The 18,130-nt window shown below is 60.4% G+C and carries 21 protein-coding genes and 1 pseudogene; 13 read left to right on the forward strand and 9 right to left on the reverse strand.

Annotated features, from left to right (window positions below):
- Nucleotides 1-417 precede the first annotated feature (417 nt).
- Nucleotides 418-1,134 (forward strand): EAL domain-containing protein, encoded by a 717-nt coding sequence (locus tag ACX80U_RS11365; protein ID WP_459268478.1) that lies wholly within the window; start codon nt 418-420, stop codon nt 1,132-1,134.
- A 437-nt stretch (nt 1,135-1,571) separates the two neighbouring features.
- Here the strand turns inward: ACX80U_RS11365 and ACX80U_RS11370 are convergent, their stop codons facing one another.
- Nucleotides 1,572-1,922 carry a DUF3040 domain-containing protein gene (locus ACX80U_RS11370; RefSeq protein ID WP_459268479.1) on the reverse strand — a complete coding sequence of 117 codons (351 nt, stop codon included), beginning with the start codon at nt 1,920-1,922 and terminating at the stop codon, nt 1,572-1,574.
- Nucleotides 1,923-1,965: 43 nt separating this feature from the next.
- On the reverse strand, nt 1,966-2,592 hold the full coding sequence (locus tag ACX80U_RS11375; RefSeq protein ID WP_459268480.1) for a hypothetical protein: 627 nt from the start codon (nt 2,590-2,592) through the stop codon (nt 1,966-1,968).
- A gap of 519 nt (nt 2,593-3,111) precedes the next feature.
- Between ACX80U_RS11375 and ACX80U_RS11380 the strand changes: the two genes are divergently transcribed.
- Nucleotides 3,112-3,405: a hypothetical protein gene (locus tag ACX80U_RS11380; RefSeq protein WP_459268481.1), complete on the forward strand. Its 294-nt coding sequence runs from the start codon at nt 3,112-3,114 to the stop codon at nt 3,403-3,405.
- Between the two features lie 157 nt (nt 3,406-3,562).
- Nucleotides 3,563-4,318 carry an ANTAR domain-containing protein gene (locus tag ACX80U_RS11385; RefSeq protein WP_459268482.1) on the forward strand — a complete coding sequence of 252 codons (756 nt, stop codon included), beginning with the start codon at nt 3,563-3,565 and terminating at the stop codon, nt 4,316-4,318.
- 228 nt (nt 4,319-4,546) lie between these two features.
- Here ACX80U_RS11385 and ACX80U_RS11390 read toward each other — a convergent pair whose 3' ends face one another.
- Nucleotides 4,547-5,290, reverse strand: a complete 744-nt coding sequence (locus ACX80U_RS11390; RefSeq protein WP_459268483.1) for an alpha/beta fold hydrolase — start codon at nt 5,288-5,290, stop codon at nt 4,547-4,549.
- On the opposite strand from ACX80U_RS11390, the gene ACX80U_RS11395 reads away from it, so the two are divergent.
- Nucleotides 5,270-5,476 (forward strand): hypothetical protein, encoded by a 207-nt coding sequence (locus ACX80U_RS11395; protein WP_459268484.1) that lies wholly within the window; start codon nt 5,270-5,272, stop codon nt 5,474-5,476. The two genes, ACX80U_RS11390 and ACX80U_RS11395, sit on opposite strands and share 21 nt — an antisense overlap.
- Before the next feature lie 363 nt (nt 5,477-5,839).
- The gene (locus ACX80U_RS11400) at nt 5,840-6,193 is read left to right on the forward strand and encodes a hypothetical protein (RefSeq protein ID WP_459268485.1); all 354 of its coding nucleotides are present in this window, start codon (nt 5,840-5,842) and stop codon (nt 6,191-6,193) included.
- 85 nt (nt 6,194-6,278) lie between these two features.
- Here the strand turns inward: ACX80U_RS11400 and ACX80U_RS11405 are convergent, their stop codons facing one another.
- Nucleotides 6,279-6,956 carry a GAF and ANTAR domain-containing protein gene (locus ACX80U_RS11405; protein WP_459268486.1) on the reverse strand — a complete coding sequence of 226 codons (678 nt, stop codon included), beginning with the start codon at nt 6,954-6,956 and terminating at the stop codon, nt 6,279-6,281.
- Between the two features lie 376 nt (nt 6,957-7,332).
- Between ACX80U_RS11405 and ACX80U_RS11410 the strand changes: the two genes are divergently transcribed.
- A complete protein-coding gene (locus ACX80U_RS11410; protein WP_459268487.1) occupies nt 7,333-8,067 on the forward strand; it encodes a GAF and ANTAR domain-containing protein in 735 nt (244 codons plus the stop codon).
- 284 nt (nt 8,068-8,351) lie between these two features.
- On the opposite strand, the gene ACX80U_RS11415 is transcribed toward ACX80U_RS11410, so the two are convergent.
- Both ACX80U_RS11415 and ACX80U_RS11420 read right to left on the reverse strand, forming a co-directional pair.
- On the reverse strand, nt 8,352-8,618 hold the full coding sequence (locus tag ACX80U_RS11415; RefSeq protein WP_459268488.1) for a Txe/YoeB family addiction module toxin: 267 nt from the start codon (nt 8,616-8,618) through the stop codon (nt 8,352-8,354).
- Nucleotides 8,615-8,863 carry a type II toxin-antitoxin system Phd/YefM family antitoxin gene (locus tag ACX80U_RS11420; RefSeq protein WP_459268489.1) on the reverse strand — a complete coding sequence of 83 codons (249 nt, stop codon included), beginning with the start codon at nt 8,861-8,863 and terminating at the stop codon, nt 8,615-8,617. The genes ACX80U_RS11415 and ACX80U_RS11420 overlap by 4 nt, the downstream gene beginning before the upstream one ends.
- A 156-nt stretch (nt 8,864-9,019) precedes the next feature.
- Here ACX80U_RS11420 and ACX80U_RS11425 point away from each other — a divergent pair, with 156 nt between their 5' ends.
- The 3 genes and pseudogenes from ACX80U_RS11425 (at nt 9,020) to ACX80U_RS11435 (ending at nt 11,915) form a co-directional block, all read left to right on the forward strand.
- Nucleotides 9,020-9,715: a DsbA family oxidoreductase gene (locus tag ACX80U_RS11425; RefSeq protein WP_459268490.1), complete on the forward strand. Its 696-nt coding sequence runs from the start codon at nt 9,020-9,022 to the stop codon at nt 9,713-9,715.
- 293 nt (nt 9,716-10,008) lie between these two features.
- Entirely contained in the window at nt 10,009-10,851 is an 843-nt protein-coding gene (locus ACX80U_RS11430) for a sigma-70 family RNA polymerase sigma factor (RefSeq protein ID WP_459268491.1), read from the forward strand.
- 887 nt (nt 10,852-11,738) lie between these two features.
- Nucleotides 11,739-11,915 (forward strand): annotated as a pseudogene (locus ACX80U_RS11435) (DUF1059 domain-containing protein).
- Between the two features lie 249 nt (nt 11,916-12,164).
- Here ACX80U_RS11435 and ACX80U_RS11440 read toward each other — a convergent pair.
- From ACX80U_RS11440 to ACX80U_RS11450, 3 genes are all read right to left on the reverse strand, one after another.
- Nucleotides 12,165-13,358 carry a diguanylate cyclase domain-containing protein gene (locus ACX80U_RS11440; RefSeq protein ID WP_459268492.1) on the reverse strand — a complete coding sequence of 398 codons (1,194 nt, stop codon included), beginning with the start codon at nt 13,356-13,358 and terminating at the stop codon, nt 12,165-12,167.
- An 853-nt stretch (nt 13,359-14,211) separates the two neighbouring features.
- Nucleotides 14,212-14,703 carry a DUF7793 family protein gene (locus tag ACX80U_RS11445; RefSeq protein WP_459268493.1) on the reverse strand — a complete coding sequence of 164 codons (492 nt, stop codon included), beginning with the start codon at nt 14,701-14,703 and terminating at the stop codon, nt 14,212-14,214.
- A 100-nt stretch (nt 14,704-14,803) separates the two neighbouring features.
- Nucleotides 14,804-15,418, reverse strand: a complete 615-nt coding sequence (locus ACX80U_RS11450; RefSeq protein ID WP_459268494.1) for a GNAT family N-acetyltransferase — start codon at nt 15,416-15,418, stop codon at nt 14,804-14,806.
- Between ACX80U_RS11450 and ACX80U_RS11455 the strand changes: the two genes are divergently transcribed.
- The 4 genes from ACX80U_RS11455 (at nt 15,417) to ACX80U_RS11470 (ending at nt 17,809) form a co-directional block, all read left to right on the forward strand.
- Entirely contained in the window at nt 15,417-15,797 is a 381-nt protein-coding gene (locus tag ACX80U_RS11455) for a hypothetical protein (protein WP_459268495.1), read from the forward strand. The two genes, ACX80U_RS11450 and ACX80U_RS11455, sit on opposite strands and share 2 nt — an antisense overlap.
- The gene (locus ACX80U_RS11460; RefSeq protein WP_459268496.1) at nt 15,794-16,636 is read left to right on the forward strand and encodes an NmrA family NAD(P)-binding protein; all 843 of its coding nucleotides are present in this window, start codon (nt 15,794-15,796) and stop codon (nt 16,634-16,636) included. Before ACX80U_RS11455 ends, ACX80U_RS11460 begins: the two co-directional genes overlap by 4 nt.
- 334 nt (nt 16,637-16,970) lie before the next feature.
- The gene (locus ACX80U_RS11465) at nt 16,971-17,246 is read left to right on the forward strand and encodes a hypothetical protein (protein WP_459268497.1); all 276 of its coding nucleotides are present in this window, start codon (nt 16,971-16,973) and stop codon (nt 17,244-17,246) included.
- A gap of 239 nt (nt 17,247-17,485) precedes the next feature.
- Nucleotides 17,486-17,809, forward strand: coding sequence for a DUF3040 domain-containing protein (locus tag ACX80U_RS11470; RefSeq protein WP_459268498.1), 324 nt, complete (start codon nt 17,486-17,488; stop codon nt 17,807-17,809).
- The last annotated feature ends 321 nt before the right edge of the window (nt 17,810-18,130 follow it).

Genomic DNA, 18,130 nt, shown 5'->3' on the forward strand with positions numbered 1-18,130 from the left:
GGCTGCCTGGGATACGCATTCCATCTAGTAGCCAGCAAGAATAATGGGTCGTCATAGCGACCGCGCCAGATCTGATCAGTCCGAACGACGTAACCCGAAACGTAGCGGCCGTCCCTCGCCCGAGGTCCTGCACAGTTTTAAGCTGGGCAAGAGCACCGTGACACGCGGAGCCGCAGGTTGTGCACAACGGGCGACTGAAGCCTCGACCTACCTTCAGATGCCGCCCTGAACGGAATCATCTTCGTCAGCGCATGACGAGGAGGTCCCACCTTTCTGGTCACGATGGGTGTCATCGGTGGCCGTGGCAGGTAACGCCGACTGGCCTGGTGCCCTAGGGTGAGTGGAATTAGTGAGGGGGAATCAGGCATGGCCTGCGATGGGTGCACGACATCTTCGAAGCTCGACTTCGATTTCAGCATGGCCTTCCAGCCCATCTATGACGCGGTCGACGACCGCGTCTGGGGCTACGAAGCGCTGGTCAGGGGACTATCGGGCGAGGGCGCCCATGAGGTCCTGTCGAAGATCTCTCCGGAGCAGATGTACCGGTTCGACCAGGACTGCCGCGTCAAAGCCATCGAGTTGGCCTCGCGCCTCTTTCCTGCCGGCGAGGACCTGAAGCTGTCGATCAACTTCATGCCCAACGCGGTCTACGAGCCGGCCGCATGCCTCCGAGCGACGCTCCGGGCTGCCCGGCAGTTCGATTTCCCGACGTCGGCCATCATGTTCGAATTCACGGAGAACGAGGAAGTCTCGGACACCGCCCATCTCACGAACATCATCACCGAATATCGCAAGCACGACTTCACCACCGCCATCGATGACTTCGGTGCCGGTCATGCGGGTCTGGGGCTCCTCGTCGAGTTCCAGCCGGACCTCGTCAAGATCGATATGAAGCTCATCCGGGGAATCGACACCAGCCCGGCTCGCCGGGCCGTCGTCGCCGGCATCGTGAGCATCAGCGAGGCTCTCGGCATCACGCTCCTCGCGGAAGGCATCGAGACCGAGGCGGAGTTCCTGGTCCTGAAAGCGGCCGGCATCCGCCTGTTCCAGGGGTATTGGTTCGCGAGGCCGGCCTTCGAGGAACTCCCGCAGATCCATCGCTGGTCCGCTCCTGGCGTTCCCGCTGTCGCATAACTCCCATCCGGCGTCTTTTCGACAGGCCAATTACCAAGGCTTGCTGATCCAGTCCGGGGGTGTCGGGCTGCCGTCAGCATGAGCAAGGACGCCCTGTCCCGGGCTGTTGTTTGGGACGAACAGCACCGGTTCAATGCGCTGCTCGTCACGGATAACACCGGCCGGTTCCTCGACATCGCTCGCGTGGAACGCCTCAGCACAGCACTTTCCACCGCCCACCAGCCCACCGCTCTCGTACCTGACGAGGATCATGGCGCCCAACTGAATAGGCACGTTGTAATCAGCACCTGTCTGGAGACTACTGCGTGCCACCAAGGATGCAGGTTGTCCTCGGTTACCGCACGGGGGCGGTAACCAAGGAACAACGATTTGATCGTTTGGGCCTTTGGTTGGGTGCCGCATCGGGGTTTCGAGGTGCCGCCCGGACGCTTCGAGGGCTAAAGCTCTCCTAACTGATCTCTATCCCGTTCGTGCGAACCAGAGGATCGGCGGCCGCGTGCTCTGCGATCACTGCGGAGCGCACCGACGCACAGGACTCCGATCCCGGTGATCCACAAGAGGGGAGCAAGCATTAGTGCCCCAGCTATGAAGACAACGCCTCCCACCACAAGGATCAGCTGGGACAGGACCCGGCGCCGGGCTGCTTGTGAAGGCATCCAGCTTCTGTGCTGAAGCCGATTGGGTGCACCGGGATAATCATCTACCAGGGATCGCTCAAGCTCACTCCACGCGCGACGTTCATCGTCCGAAAGCGACATTTGCCTCCCCTGTCCACCTGATGAATACATACTGGTTCACGGTCGTGACCGGCCCTAAATCAGCCCGGGAAGGTCAGCCGTTGAAGCCGGTTTGGTGGTCGACACCTACCTGATCGACTTTGCGGTGGAAGCGCATGCCGGCTTTACCGCCGAGGATCGCCCCGATCAGCGGTACGAGCACGGCGATGGCCAGGGCGATCAGGCCGCTGGCAGTCAGCAGACTGCCGTCGACGGGGATTTGAGGTGCGCCGCCGATGCTGGAGAGGACGTTGAACTGATCGCCGGCGATAGCAACAAGGATCGCGACGATAATCGCGATGATGATGCCCCACAGCCACACGGCGACGCCCTGCTTCACACCATCGAAGCGTGCCATGCGCCCTGCGACGTACCCGCCGCAGTAATAGGAGATGAATAGGACGATCGCGAGCACGATACCGCTGACGATCCCGATTGTCTGCGCGTTCTGGGTCGCCCGGTCGGCTGCCTCACCAGCGCTGGTGTTGTTCGCTGCTCCTACGCCGACGCCGATCGCTGTTGCCAGGGCGCTAAGCAGGACGGTCAGCCCGATAGCGGTGAGCCAGCCGAACAACGCCGAACCCCACTTGATGCCACCAAAGCGTTCCTTTTCCGCGGCAACAACATCGTTCCTGCGGCTCTTGGGGGTACTGGCCCCCGATGTGTTCTCCGACGCCATCATCCGTACCGCTTTCCTGTCAGTGTCGCGCGAGTCGTGGACTCTTCGTGGCTCCGGTGCTGGTTCGACCGGACGAAAAGATCAGTCTGCTTACTACCGTGACCCTCGAGCACCCGCCACTGCAAGTTTCTTATTTTGCCCTGCGTGCACATCGTTATCGTCGAGCGGGCTGTCATCACACCTCCGCCGGGATCGCAGGAATTTTTGCACTTTGGGTCGCCGGGGAGGGTAGAAAATCGTTACATATCCCGGTAGTGGAGTTGCGTGCTATATGGCGTGATCCTTGCCTGCGGGCGCCAGCGCCCGACAGATTAACGGGACAGCCGTCTTCGCGTCTGGCCAGCCGGGGAGCCGTCTGCACATCTCGTCAACCGGCGCTTTTTCCCGGCGACGTCCTCCGTGTCTTCGCGGAAGAATTGTGGTGCGTGGATGGGTAGAATGAGTTCCTGCTGATACGGTCAGCGGTGGTTCAGAAGAGAGCCGAAGCTTCATCATGCTCCCTTCATCCGGATAGGCGTATCCATGAACACCAGACTCACTCCGTCGGAATCGTTTCCCGAAGACCTCACCTCGCTCGGCCTTCCCGAGGTGGAGGTCCTCAACAGCAAGATTCAGCGGGAGCTGTCCCATGAGTACGTGCACGATGGCGAGCCTGATCCGGAAACGGAATACCGTAGCGAGGAACTTTCCGAGGAACTTGATCGCCGTGACGCCATGGAGATCACAGAAGGTGCAGAAGGCGTGAAAACCACACACGCAGCAGGTCAGCTATCGCCGTCCTCGTCTTCCACTCTGGGGACTGTTAAATCCCTGTAAGCCCACTGCCGGAACGCAATCCAGCATGCTGGGCCTGCTCTCGGCTGTCAGCTGTTGCCGGTTGTACTCCCCTCCCAGTCTTGCTTTGGCCCGTTACCTGGTGTCGAGGTATCCGCGTTGTGTTGACTCCGCTGGAGTCGGTAAGGAAAGAGTTGCTGTGCCTGATGAGAGGGAACTTGCCGCAGACGCGGCCGAGAACGAAACCATCGCCGTTCTGCAGGATATGGTGCTCGACAGCGATGACGTCCACCAGTTCCTCGACGGCCTGGTGACCGTCGCCTCGACCGCTTTCAATGGCGCACACGGCGAGGTTTTCTGCGGGGTCACCCTGTTGCGCCCGGGGTCCATGGCCACGGTTGCCAGCAGCAGCAAACACGCACGAGTGATGGATGAAGTGCAGTACGGGTTCGACGACGGGCCGTGCCTCCGGGCCGCGCGCGAGGGTTATACCGTGCACATCCCCGACTTCCTCTCCGAGGCTAGGTTCCCCGAGTACCGCGAAGCCATCGCCGGTCACGGGATCCGCTCCGCCCTCGGCATTCCCATCCGACTTGAAGCCGGCACCAGTGCGGGCCTGGACTTCTACTCCACCGAACCCAATGCATTCACGCGTACGAGTATCGCCGTGGCCGAAGGCTTCGCCCGCGATGCTTCCAAGTCCCTCCGTCTCGCCGTGCGCATCGCAACTCTCAGCGACAACGCCAACAACATGCGAGCAGCCATGGAATCCCGCACCCACATCGACCTCGCGGTCGGAGCCATTATGGGCCAGAACCGGTGCAGCCAGGACGAAGCGATCACCATCCTGCGCTCTGCCTCCCAAGGCCGCAACGTCAAGTTACGGGACCTCGCCGCCAACCTCCTGGCGTCCCTCGGACAAACAGGCCCGATCCGCACGCACTTCGACTACTGACGCCGTTCCCGACAGGCATCCTGCTGCTCAACCTGGCCTTTTCGGCTGACGTCCCCTCTGACTCATCGGGCAGGAGCCGTGGCTGTCAGCCGGTAGCGGTACCGCAGAGGCTCTCGCTCATTTGCAGAGGCTCTCGCTCATTTAACGAGGAAGGTGAAGAGGGCCTGGTTCCATTCGTCGGGGTGGCTGACATTGCAGCCGTGCGGCCCGCCCTTGATGACATCCAGGTCACTGCCGGCAAGGGTTGCGTGGGTGGACTGCCGGAGCCCTCGAACGGCACGGTCGTTTCCGAGTCGCCGTGCAGGACCAGAGCCGGAACCGTGATTCTGGGAATGTCGTGCGGAAGTCGGTGGTCCCGAACGCTTCCATGCATGCCAGGGCTGCTTTCTTGTCGGCCTGCCAGCACAGCTCCAGGGCGTCCTGACGCTGTCCCTCGGTGACCTTCAGCACCCCGTTGGCGGAGAAGGAATTGGTGGCAAACCCGTCGTGCAACGACTCCTGATCCTTCGTGAGATCCGCCGTCATCCCGGCGGCCGCCTCCTTGGTAAGGGGACCTTGTGAGTTGTCCTCGCCATGCATCATGAATGGCGGGACGGCCGAGGCGAACACGACGCTGCGGATGCGCTCCGGGCTGTACTTGGAGAAGTAGCGGGCGATCTCTCCCGCGCCCATGGAGAACTTGACCAGGGGCGCGTGCCGCAGGTCGAGCTCCTCGAGCAGGGCTTGGAGGTTCTCGGTCAGCGTGTCGTATGTGTAGCCGGTCATCGGCTTGTCGCTGCGGTCGAAACCGCGCCGGTCGTAGGTGATCACCCGGTATCCGGCAGCGTGTAGCGCGAAGGCCTGGTTTTTGAACGCCTCCCCGGACAGCGGCCACCCAGGGATCAGCACCACGGGGTGACCGGTTCCACCGGTGTCGTCGACGTGAAGCTTGGTGTTCTTAAGCAAGCCACGGTGAGCGACGATGTCCGTCATAAAGATATTTCCTTCGCGCTTGGAGGGGCCGTCCTGGACCGCGTCCTTTCTTGCCCTGAATATTTGTCAGCACGCTGTTTTTCGGATGGGGTGAAGGACGACATGCTGGACTGGCTGCGTTCGCTCACAGTCCAAGCGTTATCGAGCGAGGTCAAGTTCGACTCCCGGCAAGCGGCGGCCGCTTGACCTACGGGCGGTGACCGCGTTGACTCATCAGTAGGCTTAGCATCTGGTCAAGAAGCGGCTGGGTGGTGAGCCGGGCCGCCGCGGCGCACCGCCTCTCTAAGTCAGAGGTGGTACGTCGCGTAGGTCAGATGACCCCACAACCCGGGCCCGTCCTGATTCCCAAGCGATCGGGATCAACCTTCAGTAAGGACGGTCTTCGACTGGTCTTCCGTGGGCACTCAGCGTCAACTCCTGGTCGACTGGAGGTTGTAACGCGGGGTGAGTTGATTGTGAACCCACACTGTTCGCTGAATTGAATCTGCGGTACACGGAAGGTTTTGCGATGGTGAGGTTGGGGACGGAGCACTCGAAGCAGGGACACCCATGGGTGATTATGCCGAGGACGAAGAACAGCAACGTCTACTGATCGAGGGGGCTATCACTGCTGCAGCCTTTGTGCTCTACGACGTGTGGCGACGCTACTTCGAAACCGGGGGGCACGCGGACAAGTTCGAGCTAGAGGCCTACCTCAACGGCCTCCTGCCGCTACCCATGGAGGAATGCAATCTTTTGGCGCACGCGGTCAACGAACTCATCGACGAGGAACCTCCCCTTCCCCGTGCCCCATATCGACACCCGCCCGAAGCGCTCACGACAGCCGATACTCCCTCCACGTTCCAGCAGGTCCGACAGTGGCTGTGGGGCGTGCCCTCATCACCATCAGATTGCGACACCTGAATCGATAAAGCCTTGAACCCGAGGGGCCGGGGATCCGAGAATTCAGAAGAGTTAAGAATCAGCGGCCTTCAGTTGCACCCAACTATCAATCAAAGTGTGTGTTGGGAGCGGTTTGACCGACGCAGTGCATGACGATTTCCGCGACATCGCGGAGCTTCGTGTTTCGGGCACTGGACGCTGCTTTCAAGATGCTCATGGCCGTGTCGTGAGTGCACCTGTTCTGGGCCATGATGATGCCAGCGGCTACCTGGATAGCGGTCCGTGATTCCATGGCAGTGTGCAGGTGTCGGTTCGCCTCTGACAGGTGAGCGATACGGACCGCCAGTCGCAGGGATTGGGAGGCCTCGCGCGCCATACTTCCTGCGGCGTCGACAGCCGCCTCGCCGAAGGCGTCCACATGCGTCGAGTACAGGTCGAGGGCCGCGGCCGCTCCGCCGTCCAACGGGATGGGCGTGGCAATAGCTGAGCGCAATCCGTGATCATGAATTGCGACGCTGTATTGACCGAAACGTGTCTCAGTATGGAAGTCGGTGACGACGTAGACAGTGTTCTCGCGGGCTGCGCGCAGACACGGCCCGTCGTCGAACCGGTACTGCACTTCGTCAATCACCTGGGCACGGTCACCGCTACTCCCAACGGTCGCTTTAGTTCTGGGGCGCAAGAGCGTTACGGCCGCCAATACCTCGTTGTCAGGTGCTGAAAAGTGGCATGCTGCTTCCTGAGCGAGACCAGCGAGGAACGCCTTGATGTCGGCGCTGTCCAAGACGATGTCCTGGAGTACATCGGAGAACGGCCGGAGACCGACAAGGGTCGAGGGTGTCAGATGAGGGCGCATATAGTGTCGCTTTCTGGGCTCGGCATCTTCCCACCCTGAGGGTGATCTCCACGAAACCTTGTGGAGGCGCCCGCTGCTGAACGACATCCTTACAGTACAGGCAATCCACTCGAGTACCTCGACACTCTAGTTACTCAGCTTTCTGCGTAGCCGTCGTTGGAGGGCTTAGGACGCTTCGTTGTTCATCGTTTCTGCCGCCGCGAACTCCGCGGGCTGGACCCCGGTAGGCTGGCCGTAGAACGTGAATGTGCTGAGCACACGTACCTGCTTTCACGTCACACGATGAAGAGGACCGGCACACCCTATGACCAATGAAGTAGCACAGGGCAGTTCCGATCCTGCGGATGAAGCTGGTGCGATCGCCCAGCAGCTCAGCGATCTTGCCCGAGATCTGCAGGGCGAATCGAACACCGAGCAGATTCTCGACGACATCGTGCAGGCCGCCCTCCGGCTCATCCCTCACGCCTCCGAAGCTTCCATCAGCTTGGTTAAGGCGCGCCGCACCGTGGAAGCGCACGCAGCCTCGAGCGATCTTCCTCGTGATGTGGATGCCGTACAGAGCGAGACGCGACAGGGCCCGTGCATTGATGCCGCTTTCCGCGAAACCATCGTCCGTGTGCCACATATGGGCGAGGAATCGCGATGGCCGAAGTTCGCGGAGCGGGCCTGGGACCTGGGTGCCCGCAGCATGCTCTCATTTCAACTCTTCGTCGACGACGACAACCTGGGCGCTCTGAACGTGTATGGGGACGATGTCGACGTGTTCGACGAGGACAGCGAACAGGTCGGCCTACTCGTCGCCTCCCACGCTTCGGTCGCATTTTCTGACGCACGACAAATTGAGCAGCTCAACTCGGCTCTCGTGAACCGCGACCTCATCGGGCAAGCCAAAGGAATTCTCATGGAACGCCACAAAATTTCCGCTCAGCAAGCCTTCACGCTCATTTCAACCGCTAGTGCGAACACCAACAGCAAACTCATCGACGTCGTTCAGCACCTCACCAGCAGCGGAGAACTCACCGCCAGAAAACGTCCTTGAGGCTCCCGACAGGATCGGCGACATCAGTGAGATCAGCACTGTCTTAATCGAGCGGTAAGGACTCGATCACGACATCGGCAGGCTAACCGTTCCCAAGTCCTACGACGACCTGTGCTGATCCCATCTTCCCTTTCGAGAATACCAACGCGATCGACCCTGCCCTACCGGGGCAACTCAAACCTGTGACGGTTACATCGGCGGCCGCTGATAGGCATCGCTGCAGCACAGCGCTAATCGCGCGTTTGTCCTTGAGCCGACCGTGCGGGATACACGACACACATCCCTTAGTAGTGATAGCGGGCTTGCAGGATCGTCACATACTGATCATTCACCATGTAGACCAGACGGTTGGTTTCATCGATACGACGAGACCAGGCACCTGCCAATGCATGCTTGAGTGCTTCAGGCTTACCAATTCCTTCGAAAGGGTCATCCCGAAGAATATCTTCAATAAGCGTGTTGATTCGTTTAAGCGTTTTTCGGTCTTGGCCCTGCCAATGCAGGTAGTCTTCCCATCCCTCAGCCGCCCACGCGAGTGTTTGAGCAGTCACTCCTCAAGCAGGTCGTGCTCAACGGTGGTGCCTGCACGAGCCGCGCCCAGCGCAGAGATCAGCCGGCGCGCGTTTTCCGGGGACCGTAGTAAGTAATTGGTCTCCACGAGAGCGTCGTACTCATCCTTGGACATCAACACTGCAGATCCTCGACGCGACATGATTTCCACCTCAGTGTGATCAAGATTCACCCGTTCAATCAATCCAAAAAGGTCACGCCGCGCTTCGGTCGTTGTGATTGCCATAAACTTACCTCCTACATGTACTGAATATGGTACCACTCGCTGCAGGTGTGTCCTCGAAACGAAGCAGACATTCTCCACTCAGGCGTTGAGGTCAAGAGCCGACAACCAGCAGGTTGTGCCTCAACGGGTGCCGACGACAGCCCTAGGGTCGTGTCCATGACAGCCCTTCATGTCGCCCCCGGAACGGTCACCGTCTTCACCGACATCATGTGCGGCTGGTCGACCATTGCACTCCACCGGCTCTACCGGGCCCGGGACGCGGCGGGCCTCACAGGGCGCCTCCAGGTGAATCTCCAGCTCTTCCTCCTCGAGGACATCAACCGGATCGCCCTCAACAGTAGGATCATCGAACCCGAGATACCCGTCGTCGGCGCCCTGGAACCGGAGCTGCACTTCACCCCGTGGCAGCGTCATCCCTCCGAATGGCCGGTCACGAGCCTGCCCGCCAACGAAGCCGTGCATGCCGCGAAAGCACAGTCACCCGCCGCCGCGGAAGAGCTGGACATGGCGCTCCGCCTGGCGTTCTGGCGTGACAGCCGCTGCATCAGCATGCGGCACGAGATCCTGGCCGTCGCCGACGACTGTCCGGGAGTCGACACCGAGCAGCTACGGCATATAGTCGACACCGGCGCTGCCCGCGCATCCATGATGCAGTCCTATTTCGATCACCGGGAGGATGTGCAGGGCAGCCCGCACTTCTTTCTCGCGGACGGCACGGATACCCATAACCCCGGCATCGCCATGCACCAGGTGGGTTCTCCCGGCGCCGGGTTCCTCGTCGTTGACTCCGACGACCCCGGTGTCTACGACGACCTCGTTCGCGCAGCCGCAGACGCCGCGGACGTCAGTTGATATTGCACAGGACGTGCTGCCCGAACGTTTTAGGTCACGATCTTGGGCCCGCAATTGTGATCCCCTTCCCCATCGCTTCGATCGCGTTCGTTCTCAATCACATGAAGGAGGTGCAGGTTTTGGTGCGACATTCGTGTGGAACCTCAGCCTTGAGACAGGGTTGCCTCAGGTTCCTAACTGGTCTGTGGTGTCCGATGTAGCGTCAGCGTGAAATGTGCTGCCCGATAAGCGCCAGAAGGATTGGCCGATTGTGCCGGGTTGCAGCGTCTTCTAGCTGGCTGGGGAGCTTGCTCATGCATTCACGTGACCGTGAAAAACTCATCGTCGATAACCTGCCGTTGGTCGGATACCTCGTGTCTAGGATGTGTGCGCGCGCTACTCATCTGTCGCGAGATGATCTTGCTTCGGTGGGGGCGATTGCGCTGATCACCTCGGCGGATTCGTTCGATCCGACGCTCGGTGTGCCGTTTGGCGCCTATGCCCGACGCCGCATCATAGGAGCCTTCGCCGACGAGCTGCGATCCAATGACTGGGCTCCTCGCGTGGTGCGTCGCCGCATCGGCGACACCCTCGCCGCGAGGGACACCCTCGCCGCGTCCCTCGGCCGCACCCCGACCAACGACGAGCTCGCGGCCACACTCGGGATCAGCCGCAAGGACGTCCAGGCCGCACTCGATGACGCCAGCCGATCCGTGCAAACGCTCGACGAGACCGTAATCGACATGTTCGCCGACAGGGACTCATCCAATCAGCATCCCGAAGCCTCCCTGCTCGCGGACGAGCAGACCCGGCACCTGCGCGCGGCCGTCGCACACCTGCCCAGACGCATGCGTCACATCATCGAACAAGTCTTCTTCGAGGGCCGGTCCGTGACCGAAATAGCGGCCGAACTCGGCACCACCCACTCCGCGGTATCACAGCAAAAATCCGAGGCGCTCCGCCTGCTACAAGACGGCCTCGCAACGCACTACCCCGACGCCCCTTCTAACAGCACCACACCTGTCCCCGTCTCACGAATCTCACCGAAGCGACGCGCCGAGTACCTCTCCGCCCTCGGCGCAGCCCTCACACCATCACGCGAACACACCCGGCTACCCACGAGACCGACCGCACCAATACTCACGTTGGCGTCATAAAACCGCCCTCGAAACGGGGAGCACAAACACCCAAAACCACTGACGAACGTCCTCTGCCCTGATCGCCCCGAAGGTACTTCCCGGTTCCTGCGTAACATGCGCGGCCGCTGAAGCGAGGAGCTATGACACCCAACCAGCGGTCACCGCACGATTGTCATTGGTGAGGTGCCCGGCTACACCACGGCGGGTGGCGCGCATAAAAAATGAGCAGAGGGCAGAAACGGCGTCAATGCTGACGCTCAACGCAACGTGCACCACGATTGGCACTGCCCACGGTCGGGGCCACAGTGGGCATTCGCGCCGGTTCCCAGCCGACGGGTGACTCCCGGCTCGGTCATGTATGCCAGCCCATACTCACGGTCGGCACCGTGCCAAGAAAGGTTAGCCGGGGCGTTGGTCCGTTCCCGCGTTGGTTCGTTCTGTCAATGATGACGCATGGTCCCGCCGGCGCGACCATGCGCCATGCGCCTTGCGCCATTGAACCGTCCGTCGTTTGACGCCCCTCGACCCTGTGCTGTCCCACAGCGAACAGTTTTCCACTAGGTCTTTCTCATGGTCATGCTCAACAGGTAGTGATCGCAGGCGGCGCTGACCATTTGTTGGTAGCTGTTGGGTGACCGGCGGCGGCTGAGGTGCGGGATGGTCTCAGGATCCCACTCACCGCCGGTCACGTCTTTTCCGGCCTCGAGCAGGGCTGGAAGTATTTCGGAGACGCTCTCGCCTCGACTTCCACCCTAAAGATCCAAGCGATTCTGTCGCCCTTAGTGCGGTACTCACTTCCTTGCTCCGACTACCTAAATCCCGGGCGCCATGGAGTGCTATAAGTTGAGAATCGTGGTGCCGCGCGGGGCGGCAAGCAGTCAGTTCAATGATGAAGTGAGGTCTCAATGAAGTCTTTTTCCTGCGGTGACGTGGTCCCCGGATGCGATGCGCGCTAGGTGTGCAGCTTCAACGACGAAATCTTGATCACCGTGCAGTCCCATGCCGCAACAGCCCACGGGCTCTTTGAACTTCCGGACAGCGTCATCCAGACGGTGCGCGACAACAGCGTACCCGTGGGGTAAAGCACCATCCTGGCCGCCTCGTGAATAGTTGGACCACGGTGCCTGACACGCTTGATGCCTAAAGGCCCGGGCAGTTGTCGGCCTTAGTACGGTGCATCAGGTCGTTGTCGATACGGCCCGGCCAAGTAACCGAACGCCGCGCCGTCCGGAACAGACAACATGCGTGCCGTCGGACGTGCTTGTTCGGCTTGACATCCCTGACGACACCCCGGGCCGTTCATCGGGTGCTGGGCTGTCCTGCCCGTGTTCTCAGGTGGGCGCAAGGACGGGCCCATGCCCGGTTCGTTTGGCCTCATACATCGCCTGGTCCGCACGCTCGTATAGTGCGCTGCTGCTTTCGTGTGGGAGTGCCACCGCGACACCGATACTCGCGCTGACCTCGATCGTGGCGGAGCCGAGGCTGACAGGGTCTAGCAGCACTGATGCGATGCGGTGCGCGACGGTCTGTGCGTGCTTTTCGGAGGTGTTGGGCATGACGATGGCGAATTCATCGCCGCCCAGGCGTGCGACCGTGTCCGTGGAGCGCACCGATACCCGCAGCCTCTCGGCAATGTGCCTGAGTAGGGCGTCTCCGGCCGGGTGCCCGTGGGTGTCATTGATGCCTTTGAACGCGTCGACGTCCAGTACTAGCAACGCTGTGCTGTTGCCGGGCGCAACCTGGGTGGCGATGGCCTGTTCGAGGCTGTCCGTGAAGAGGGTTCTATTGGCGAGTTGAGTCAATGGATCATGCAGGGCCCGACGTTCCAGTTCGGCGCGCAGCACCGTTTCCTCCGCCCGGGCCCGTTCATGGATCCGCCAGTGAATAAGGCTTGCCACGCAGATCGCCGCAAACAACGCTCCGTGGATCAAGGACCACTTCAGGGGAGAATCGAGCGCAGCAGGATGGTTATAGATGTCGGCAGGGTTTGTTAGACCCATGACTGCGTGATGCAGGAAGACAATGCCGACAGCGACCGCGAATGGCACCCAATCCTCATACAGTGCCACGATCGGAACCATGATAAAGAACAGGAAATGTGCCTCGATCGTGCCTGACAGATGAACAACGAACGCGGCCAAGAACATCAGCGCACCACAGGCCAGCGAGGCACCCCACCGCCTTGAGCCCCGCACCAGCCACCCCAGCACAGCCAGACCGACCGGGACCAGGGCACCCAAGCCCAGCAGCCCTCCTGCCGTCTCCACCAAGACAGTCATTCCGTCCATCCCGCTCATTCCACTCATCCCGCTTGTCCCGCCATGGGAATGGGCGTGATCGGTTGCTTGGGTCAGCCCGTACATGATGACGACGAGGACCCCGACGATGACTCCGAGGATGATGTTGCGATGACGCTTCCGATATACCTCCTCGGGCAGGGAACTGCTGCCTGGCAGCGCGGTCACGACCACCCTGCGCAACGCTGTCTTGAGTCGAAGCACAGCCACTCTTTTCACCTCGGTCATCCCAGCAATCACCGGCATCCACTACCTCACCCATACCGTCCGAGTACCTTGTACTACCCGGTAACGGGTCCAGGACGCGTCGGAGGGCAAATGGCACCTCACGGTGACAGTTCAGTACTCTGCGGATGCAATGAACGGCAGGATTCGCAACAGAGACAAGTAAACGACGCACCGTATACAGGACCGGGTGGAAAAACATCAGTGTATTCACAACTAGGCCGGACTGTCTCGTGAAAGCTCCTGCGCGGTGGCGAGAGCACTCTGGCGCAAGCGTCAGGTCCAAAACATCCGCGCGGACCGGAGGATTGACCTGCCCCCGTCACCGCGAGCCCGAACCGTCGTCTAGGTCGGAAGCACCACAAGGGAGCCGGCCGCATGAGGCCCGCTGCTCCCCACCGGTGAAAAGGAAGCCGTTCCTAAACAAGTTCGCTTCGGTAAAGCGCAACCGTCACTACACGGGAACCGGCTGTCGACGACGTGCTCAAGGCAAAGGTTGAACTTCTCGGCGCCGACGACGCTGATATTTTCGACACCACCGACGGCACGGGCTACCGCAAGTGAGACGACCGGCACCAGACGAGCCAAAGACGGCAACTGCCGGCCAGGCGCTGCGCGAGCACTACGCGCCTCCCATATTTCGCGCCTTCCATGTGAAGGGTAAGAATCACACCGATAGTGTGAACAGAAGGGGCAGGCACCTTGGACGGGGGTGCCTGCCTCGTTTGTGTCCGCCGCGTCGAATTGAAGCACTGGTGAATAAATCCAACAACGACGGCTCTCCTGACAATCGCTATCACGACCGTTTTCCAAGTTGTACGGCTGTAGATCGCGTGCAGTGAGCGATCTGTAGTCGTTAAGGACGCCCGATCATCAAAGGGCCGGTTTGCGTGCTGCTGTTGAGTTGTGGTGTGTGGCGGGGGCGGGGCCTGAAGGGATCGAGGTCGATGGTCAGACTCATGGTGTGCTCAACCGGGTCAGTGCACACGAGATCGTGCATCAGACTGAGCCACTGCTGTGCTGTTTCCTGATCGGTGAAGTACTCGCTCGGATACACCGCATGTTCGTACGGCGCTGAAAGCATCCGGTCCATCGGACCGTGGCCCAGCATCGCGGCCGCCAAGATATTGCGGGCTGAGCAGAACACGCGCCGGGCCGCAGGTGATACGTCCGAGATCAGGGCCATATCTACCAGGACCACGTATTTCCGGTGATCAGTCACCTCGAAGCTCCGCTGCAGAATCGCTACGGCGTCAGCCTCGGTGATCGATAATGGACGTTGCAGGCAAACAGACACCGCGCACCTGTCGATCTTGGTAACGCGAAAGTCGTCATCAAAAGTACTCACGCACTGCCTTGCTTCAAGCATCGAGACCACCCTGAACCTACGTGCGTTATCAACCGAACAGGCCCTACACCGGTCATCAAGGTCAGCATCAGAGCCGACATCAGCGTCGGCGTCGACTATTGGGGTGATTTTCGGGTGTTTGTCGCTGGGTGGGCATCAGTGCGAGGAACTGCGGATTCGCGGCGAGGAACGCCTGGACGTAGGGGCAGTACGGTGTGGGAGCGAGGCGGCGTCGGTGAATACTCAGCAGCGCTTGCCCGATCAGAGTTTCCTCCACTTTCGCCCCGGGATACGACGCCTCGACGATAGTCGCTAGCAAGGTGATACGTCCGGCGCGCATGACGTACTTCAGATACCCCACCACCGTTCCGTCGCGATACAGCTCGAACTGAGACCGCAAGGGATTGTCTCGGAACTTCTCCCGCGCATCTGCCGCCACTCCACGCTCAGCGGCCTTCGCCTGTCGCCGGCCCAGTTCCTCAACTGCTGTGCTGTAGTCCTCCCCGGCACCGTACGGGGGGTAATCAGCGTCGAGGGCCTTGTAAAGGTCATCACAGAGGGCGCGCAGCGCGCGGATCGTCAGCCTCGACAGGTCGGCCGGAAGGTCGATCGATGATTGAGTCAGGTGTGTGAGCTGGCCCTGAAAGGAAGTGTCCGCTGCAGCAAATCTTTGCTGCTCAGGCAGGGCCACGAGGGAGAGTTGACCAGAAGACATGACAGATACCTTCACAGCAGTAGTCGTCAAAAGGCTGCTTGCTGAACCTGTGTACCGCAGTCTAGACGATCAGCTAAACAAACTGAACTTTCGCTGGTCTAGCGAAAACACGTCGGTAGGTGGTCTTCGCCGTCCAACCGCAGACCTGCTGGTGCTTGATCGGATGAGTGCCGCCCAGAGTGGTGTGAACCAGTTCAAGTCCGGGTTCCGGCCGGTAGCGTTTACATACGAAAGCTGGCTTGTTCGCGACAGCGCTGAGGAACTGCTTGAAGCAGCTTTCAGCGGCCGCATGACTGCCTTGATGTCGGGCGTTCACCCACCACTGAGCCCTTACCTCCCCACCAACGCGCAGTCGAAAGTGTGTATCGTCCCCCCATGAGTTCCTATATCGGTTCCCCGATTCTCGTCACAGGCGCCACCGGTAATGTGGGCCGGCCGCTGGTGGAGGCTCTTCGCGCTCAGGGAGCAGATGTTCGTCCCGCGTCTCGTCGTAATCGAGACCCGGACGGAGTGCTCTTTGACTTTATGGACCCTTCAACGTGGCGGGCAACGTTTGAGGGTGTGCAGTCGATGTACCTGGTCCGCCCGCCAGAGGTGACCAAGATCGACTTTGATCTGCTGCCCGCGCTCGAGTGGGCGCGCTCCCGCGGGGTGCGTCATGTGGTCTTGCTCTCAGTCCAAGGCGCTGGGCGCATACCTGTTCTACCGCACGCGGCGATTGAGCGGTGGTTGCGCCGCTCAGGTATGGCCTGGACCTTTGTACGGCCGTCCTATTTCGACCAAAACCTCTCAACAATCCTCGCCGCGGACATCCGGGACCGGGACCAGATCATGGTGCCCGCAGGAAACGGGCGGACCGCGTTCGTCGATGCTGTTGATGTCGCCGCATGTGCGCTGCTCGAACCGCAACAGCACATCGGACGGATATGGACACCGACCAGCAACGAAGCCCTGACGTACACGGACGTAGCCGCCATTCTGACTGACGTGTTGGCACGCCCCATCACGTACCGGCGCCCGACTATTCCCGGATATGTTCGGCACGCGCGGGACGTCCTGGGTTTCAGCACACCGATGGCAGCAATGACGACCCTGATCCACGCCACAGCCCGGCTCGGGGTGGCCGGACATCTTACCGATGATGTCCGCACAGTGACCGGACGTGCCTCAACCCCACTGCATGACTTCGTCGTACGGGAACGACGCGCTTGGGAATAGACATGACCCGACAGCATGTGAAGCCCCGATAGATGTAGAACAATCTGGCATTTCACTCAGCACGTACCGGATTTCAGTACCAGCGCTTCATCCGTTGAACGACGTGTTCAGCTATCCGGAGTCACCGCCGCGGTGTCCTGTGTCCTGCTGAGAGCTAATTTCTCGTTGTCAAGAGCGTCCCTGATCCGGGAAACTGTTCTCCAGCCGGTGAACTCATATCTAGGGTGTAATCATCATGCTCGAGCACCGCCGCGAGCCTGCGGTTCATGGAAAGCCTAAAACGTCCAGATCCTCGTGCAGGTGCAAAAGCTTTTACCCTCAAGGAGGACGACGCATGGCACAGAATCTCGCTCAGCCCATCACCGATGACAGCATCAAGGTCCGTCAGCTCAGCCACTACCAGTTCAGCTGGGTGGCAGGCGAAGCTGGTCAGCCAGGGTCATGGACACTCCAACTCGTATTAGATCAGGGAGCGTGGGAAGAGGTTCTCACTATCGACGCTGATGACGCCGACAACCTGCAGGACCTACTCTCCACCGCGGAGACCGTCTACTACGACGTTCAGCGCCGGACCCTCATGTTCGGCACCACGAAAGCCGGACATCACTAGGTCATCCCGCCTCTAAAACCGGCCCGTGTCCTAGGTTGTCCTGTGTTTTGGATTATCCCGCGTCCTCGGAGAAACAGTCGGCGGAACGACGCGAGTACGGTTTTCATCTGCGAACCGTGATTCTCGCGTCGCTTCACCGGCTTTCATTCTTCTGACACCGGTATCTGCATTTCTGTCGGCCTTGGTGCCGGTGCCGGCATTAGTCAACGCGTCGTTCAAGGCGGCGAGAGGAGTGCGTTGTGGCGTTGTCCGACCGTGAGCAGCACGTTCTTGATGACATTATCCGGAATCTTGAGCACAGTGATCCTCGCTTGGCTGCAGAACTGTCGTCCGGGTACCGATTGTTGTGGCCTGCCCGTAATCGTTTCCTGGCTCTCGGAATCCTTATGATGTGCGCCGGACTTGCTGTCGTTGTGGCCAGCGCTAGCGTCTCACTGACTTTCTGGGGAGTGATGGGGTTCTGGCTAATGTGTGCAGGAGGCAATTGTGTCTTTCCCCTCGTCGCCACCACCGGTCACAGCAGTGCCGCACATTCCAGCGGTTTCGACAGCGTAGATTCCTGAAGCGCCGGCCCGCAGTGTGTATGACGTCGTCTCCTTCTTCTCGGCGCCCTACGCGGAGGCGCCGAGACTCCACCAGGCATTGGGCGTCCGATGAGGTAGCCCTGTCTCTCGTCGCAGCCAACCCCGTGCAGGATCAGGGACTGAATGAAAATCATCGGTTGTTGCCGGTGATGTCAGGAACGTCCTGGTACCCGGCTTGAGTGCTGACCCGCGCCGATGATGGCCGGCACCGCCAGTTCTCCGTCAAACGCCTCCACGGCCTGACGACACCGGATGGTGAAGTGTCCAACCTTTTGCACTTAAGCGTGAATGTCGGCGATT

This window comes from Arthrobacter sp. TmT3-37, from assembly GCF_054510835.1.

Bases quoted from the DNA above. Each gene is read 5' to 3' on its own strand.
- ACX80U_RS11370 (WP_459268479.1), bottom strand. From the start codon at position 1,922: ATGTATTCATCAGGTGGACAGGGGAGGCAAATGTCGCTTTCGGACGAT.
- ACX80U_RS11375 (WP_459268480.1), bottom strand. From the start codon at position 2,592: ATGATGGCGTCGGAGAACACATCGGGGGCCAGTACCCCCAAGAGCCGC.
- ACX80U_RS11410 (WP_459268487.1), top strand. From the start codon at position 7,333: ATGACCAATGAAGTAGCACAGGGCAGTTCCGATCCTGCGGATGAAGCT.
- ACX80U_RS11380 (WP_459268481.1), top strand. From the start codon at position 3,112: ATGAACACCAGACTCACTCCGTCGGAATCGTTTCCCGAAGACCTCACC.
- ACX80U_RS11465 (WP_459268497.1), top strand. From the start codon at position 16,971: ATGGCACAGAATCTCGCTCAGCCCATCACCGATGACAGCATCAAGGTC.
- ACX80U_RS11425 (WP_459268490.1), top strand. From the start codon at position 9,020: ATGACAGCCCTTCATGTCGCCCCCGGAACGGTCACCGTCTTCACCGAC.
- ACX80U_RS11430 (WP_459268491.1), top strand. From the start codon at position 10,009: ATGCATTCACGTGACCGTGAAAAACTCATCGTCGATAACCTGCCGTTG.
- ACX80U_RS11455 (WP_459268495.1), top strand. From the start codon at position 15,417: ATGACAGATACCTTCACAGCAGTAGTCGTCAAAAGGCTGCTTGCTGAA.
- ACX80U_RS11440 (WP_459268492.1), bottom strand. From the start codon at position 13,358: ATGACCGAGGTGAAAAGAGTGGCTGTGCTTCGACTCAAGACAGCGTTG.
- ACX80U_RS11400 (WP_459268485.1), top strand. From the start codon at position 5,840: ATGGGTGATTATGCCGAGGACGAAGAACAGCAACGTCTACTGATCGAG.
- ACX80U_RS11420 (WP_459268489.1), bottom strand. From the start codon at position 8,863: ATGGCAATCACAACGACCGAAGCGCGGCGTGACCTTTTTGGATTGATT.
- ACX80U_RS11390 (WP_459268483.1), bottom strand. From the start codon at position 5,290: ATGACGGACATCGTCGCTCACCGTGGCTTGCTTAAGAACACCAAGCTT.
- ACX80U_RS11365 (WP_459268478.1), top strand. From the start codon at position 418: ATGGCCTTCCAGCCCATCTATGACGCGGTCGACGACCGCGTCTGGGGC.
- ACX80U_RS11460 (WP_459268496.1), top strand. From the start codon at position 15,794: ATGAGTTCCTATATCGGTTCCCCGATTCTCGTCACAGGCGCCACCGGT.
- ACX80U_RS11450 (WP_459268494.1), bottom strand. From the start codon at position 15,418: ATGTCTTCTGGTCAACTCTCCCTCGTGGCCCTGCCTGAGCAGCAAAGA.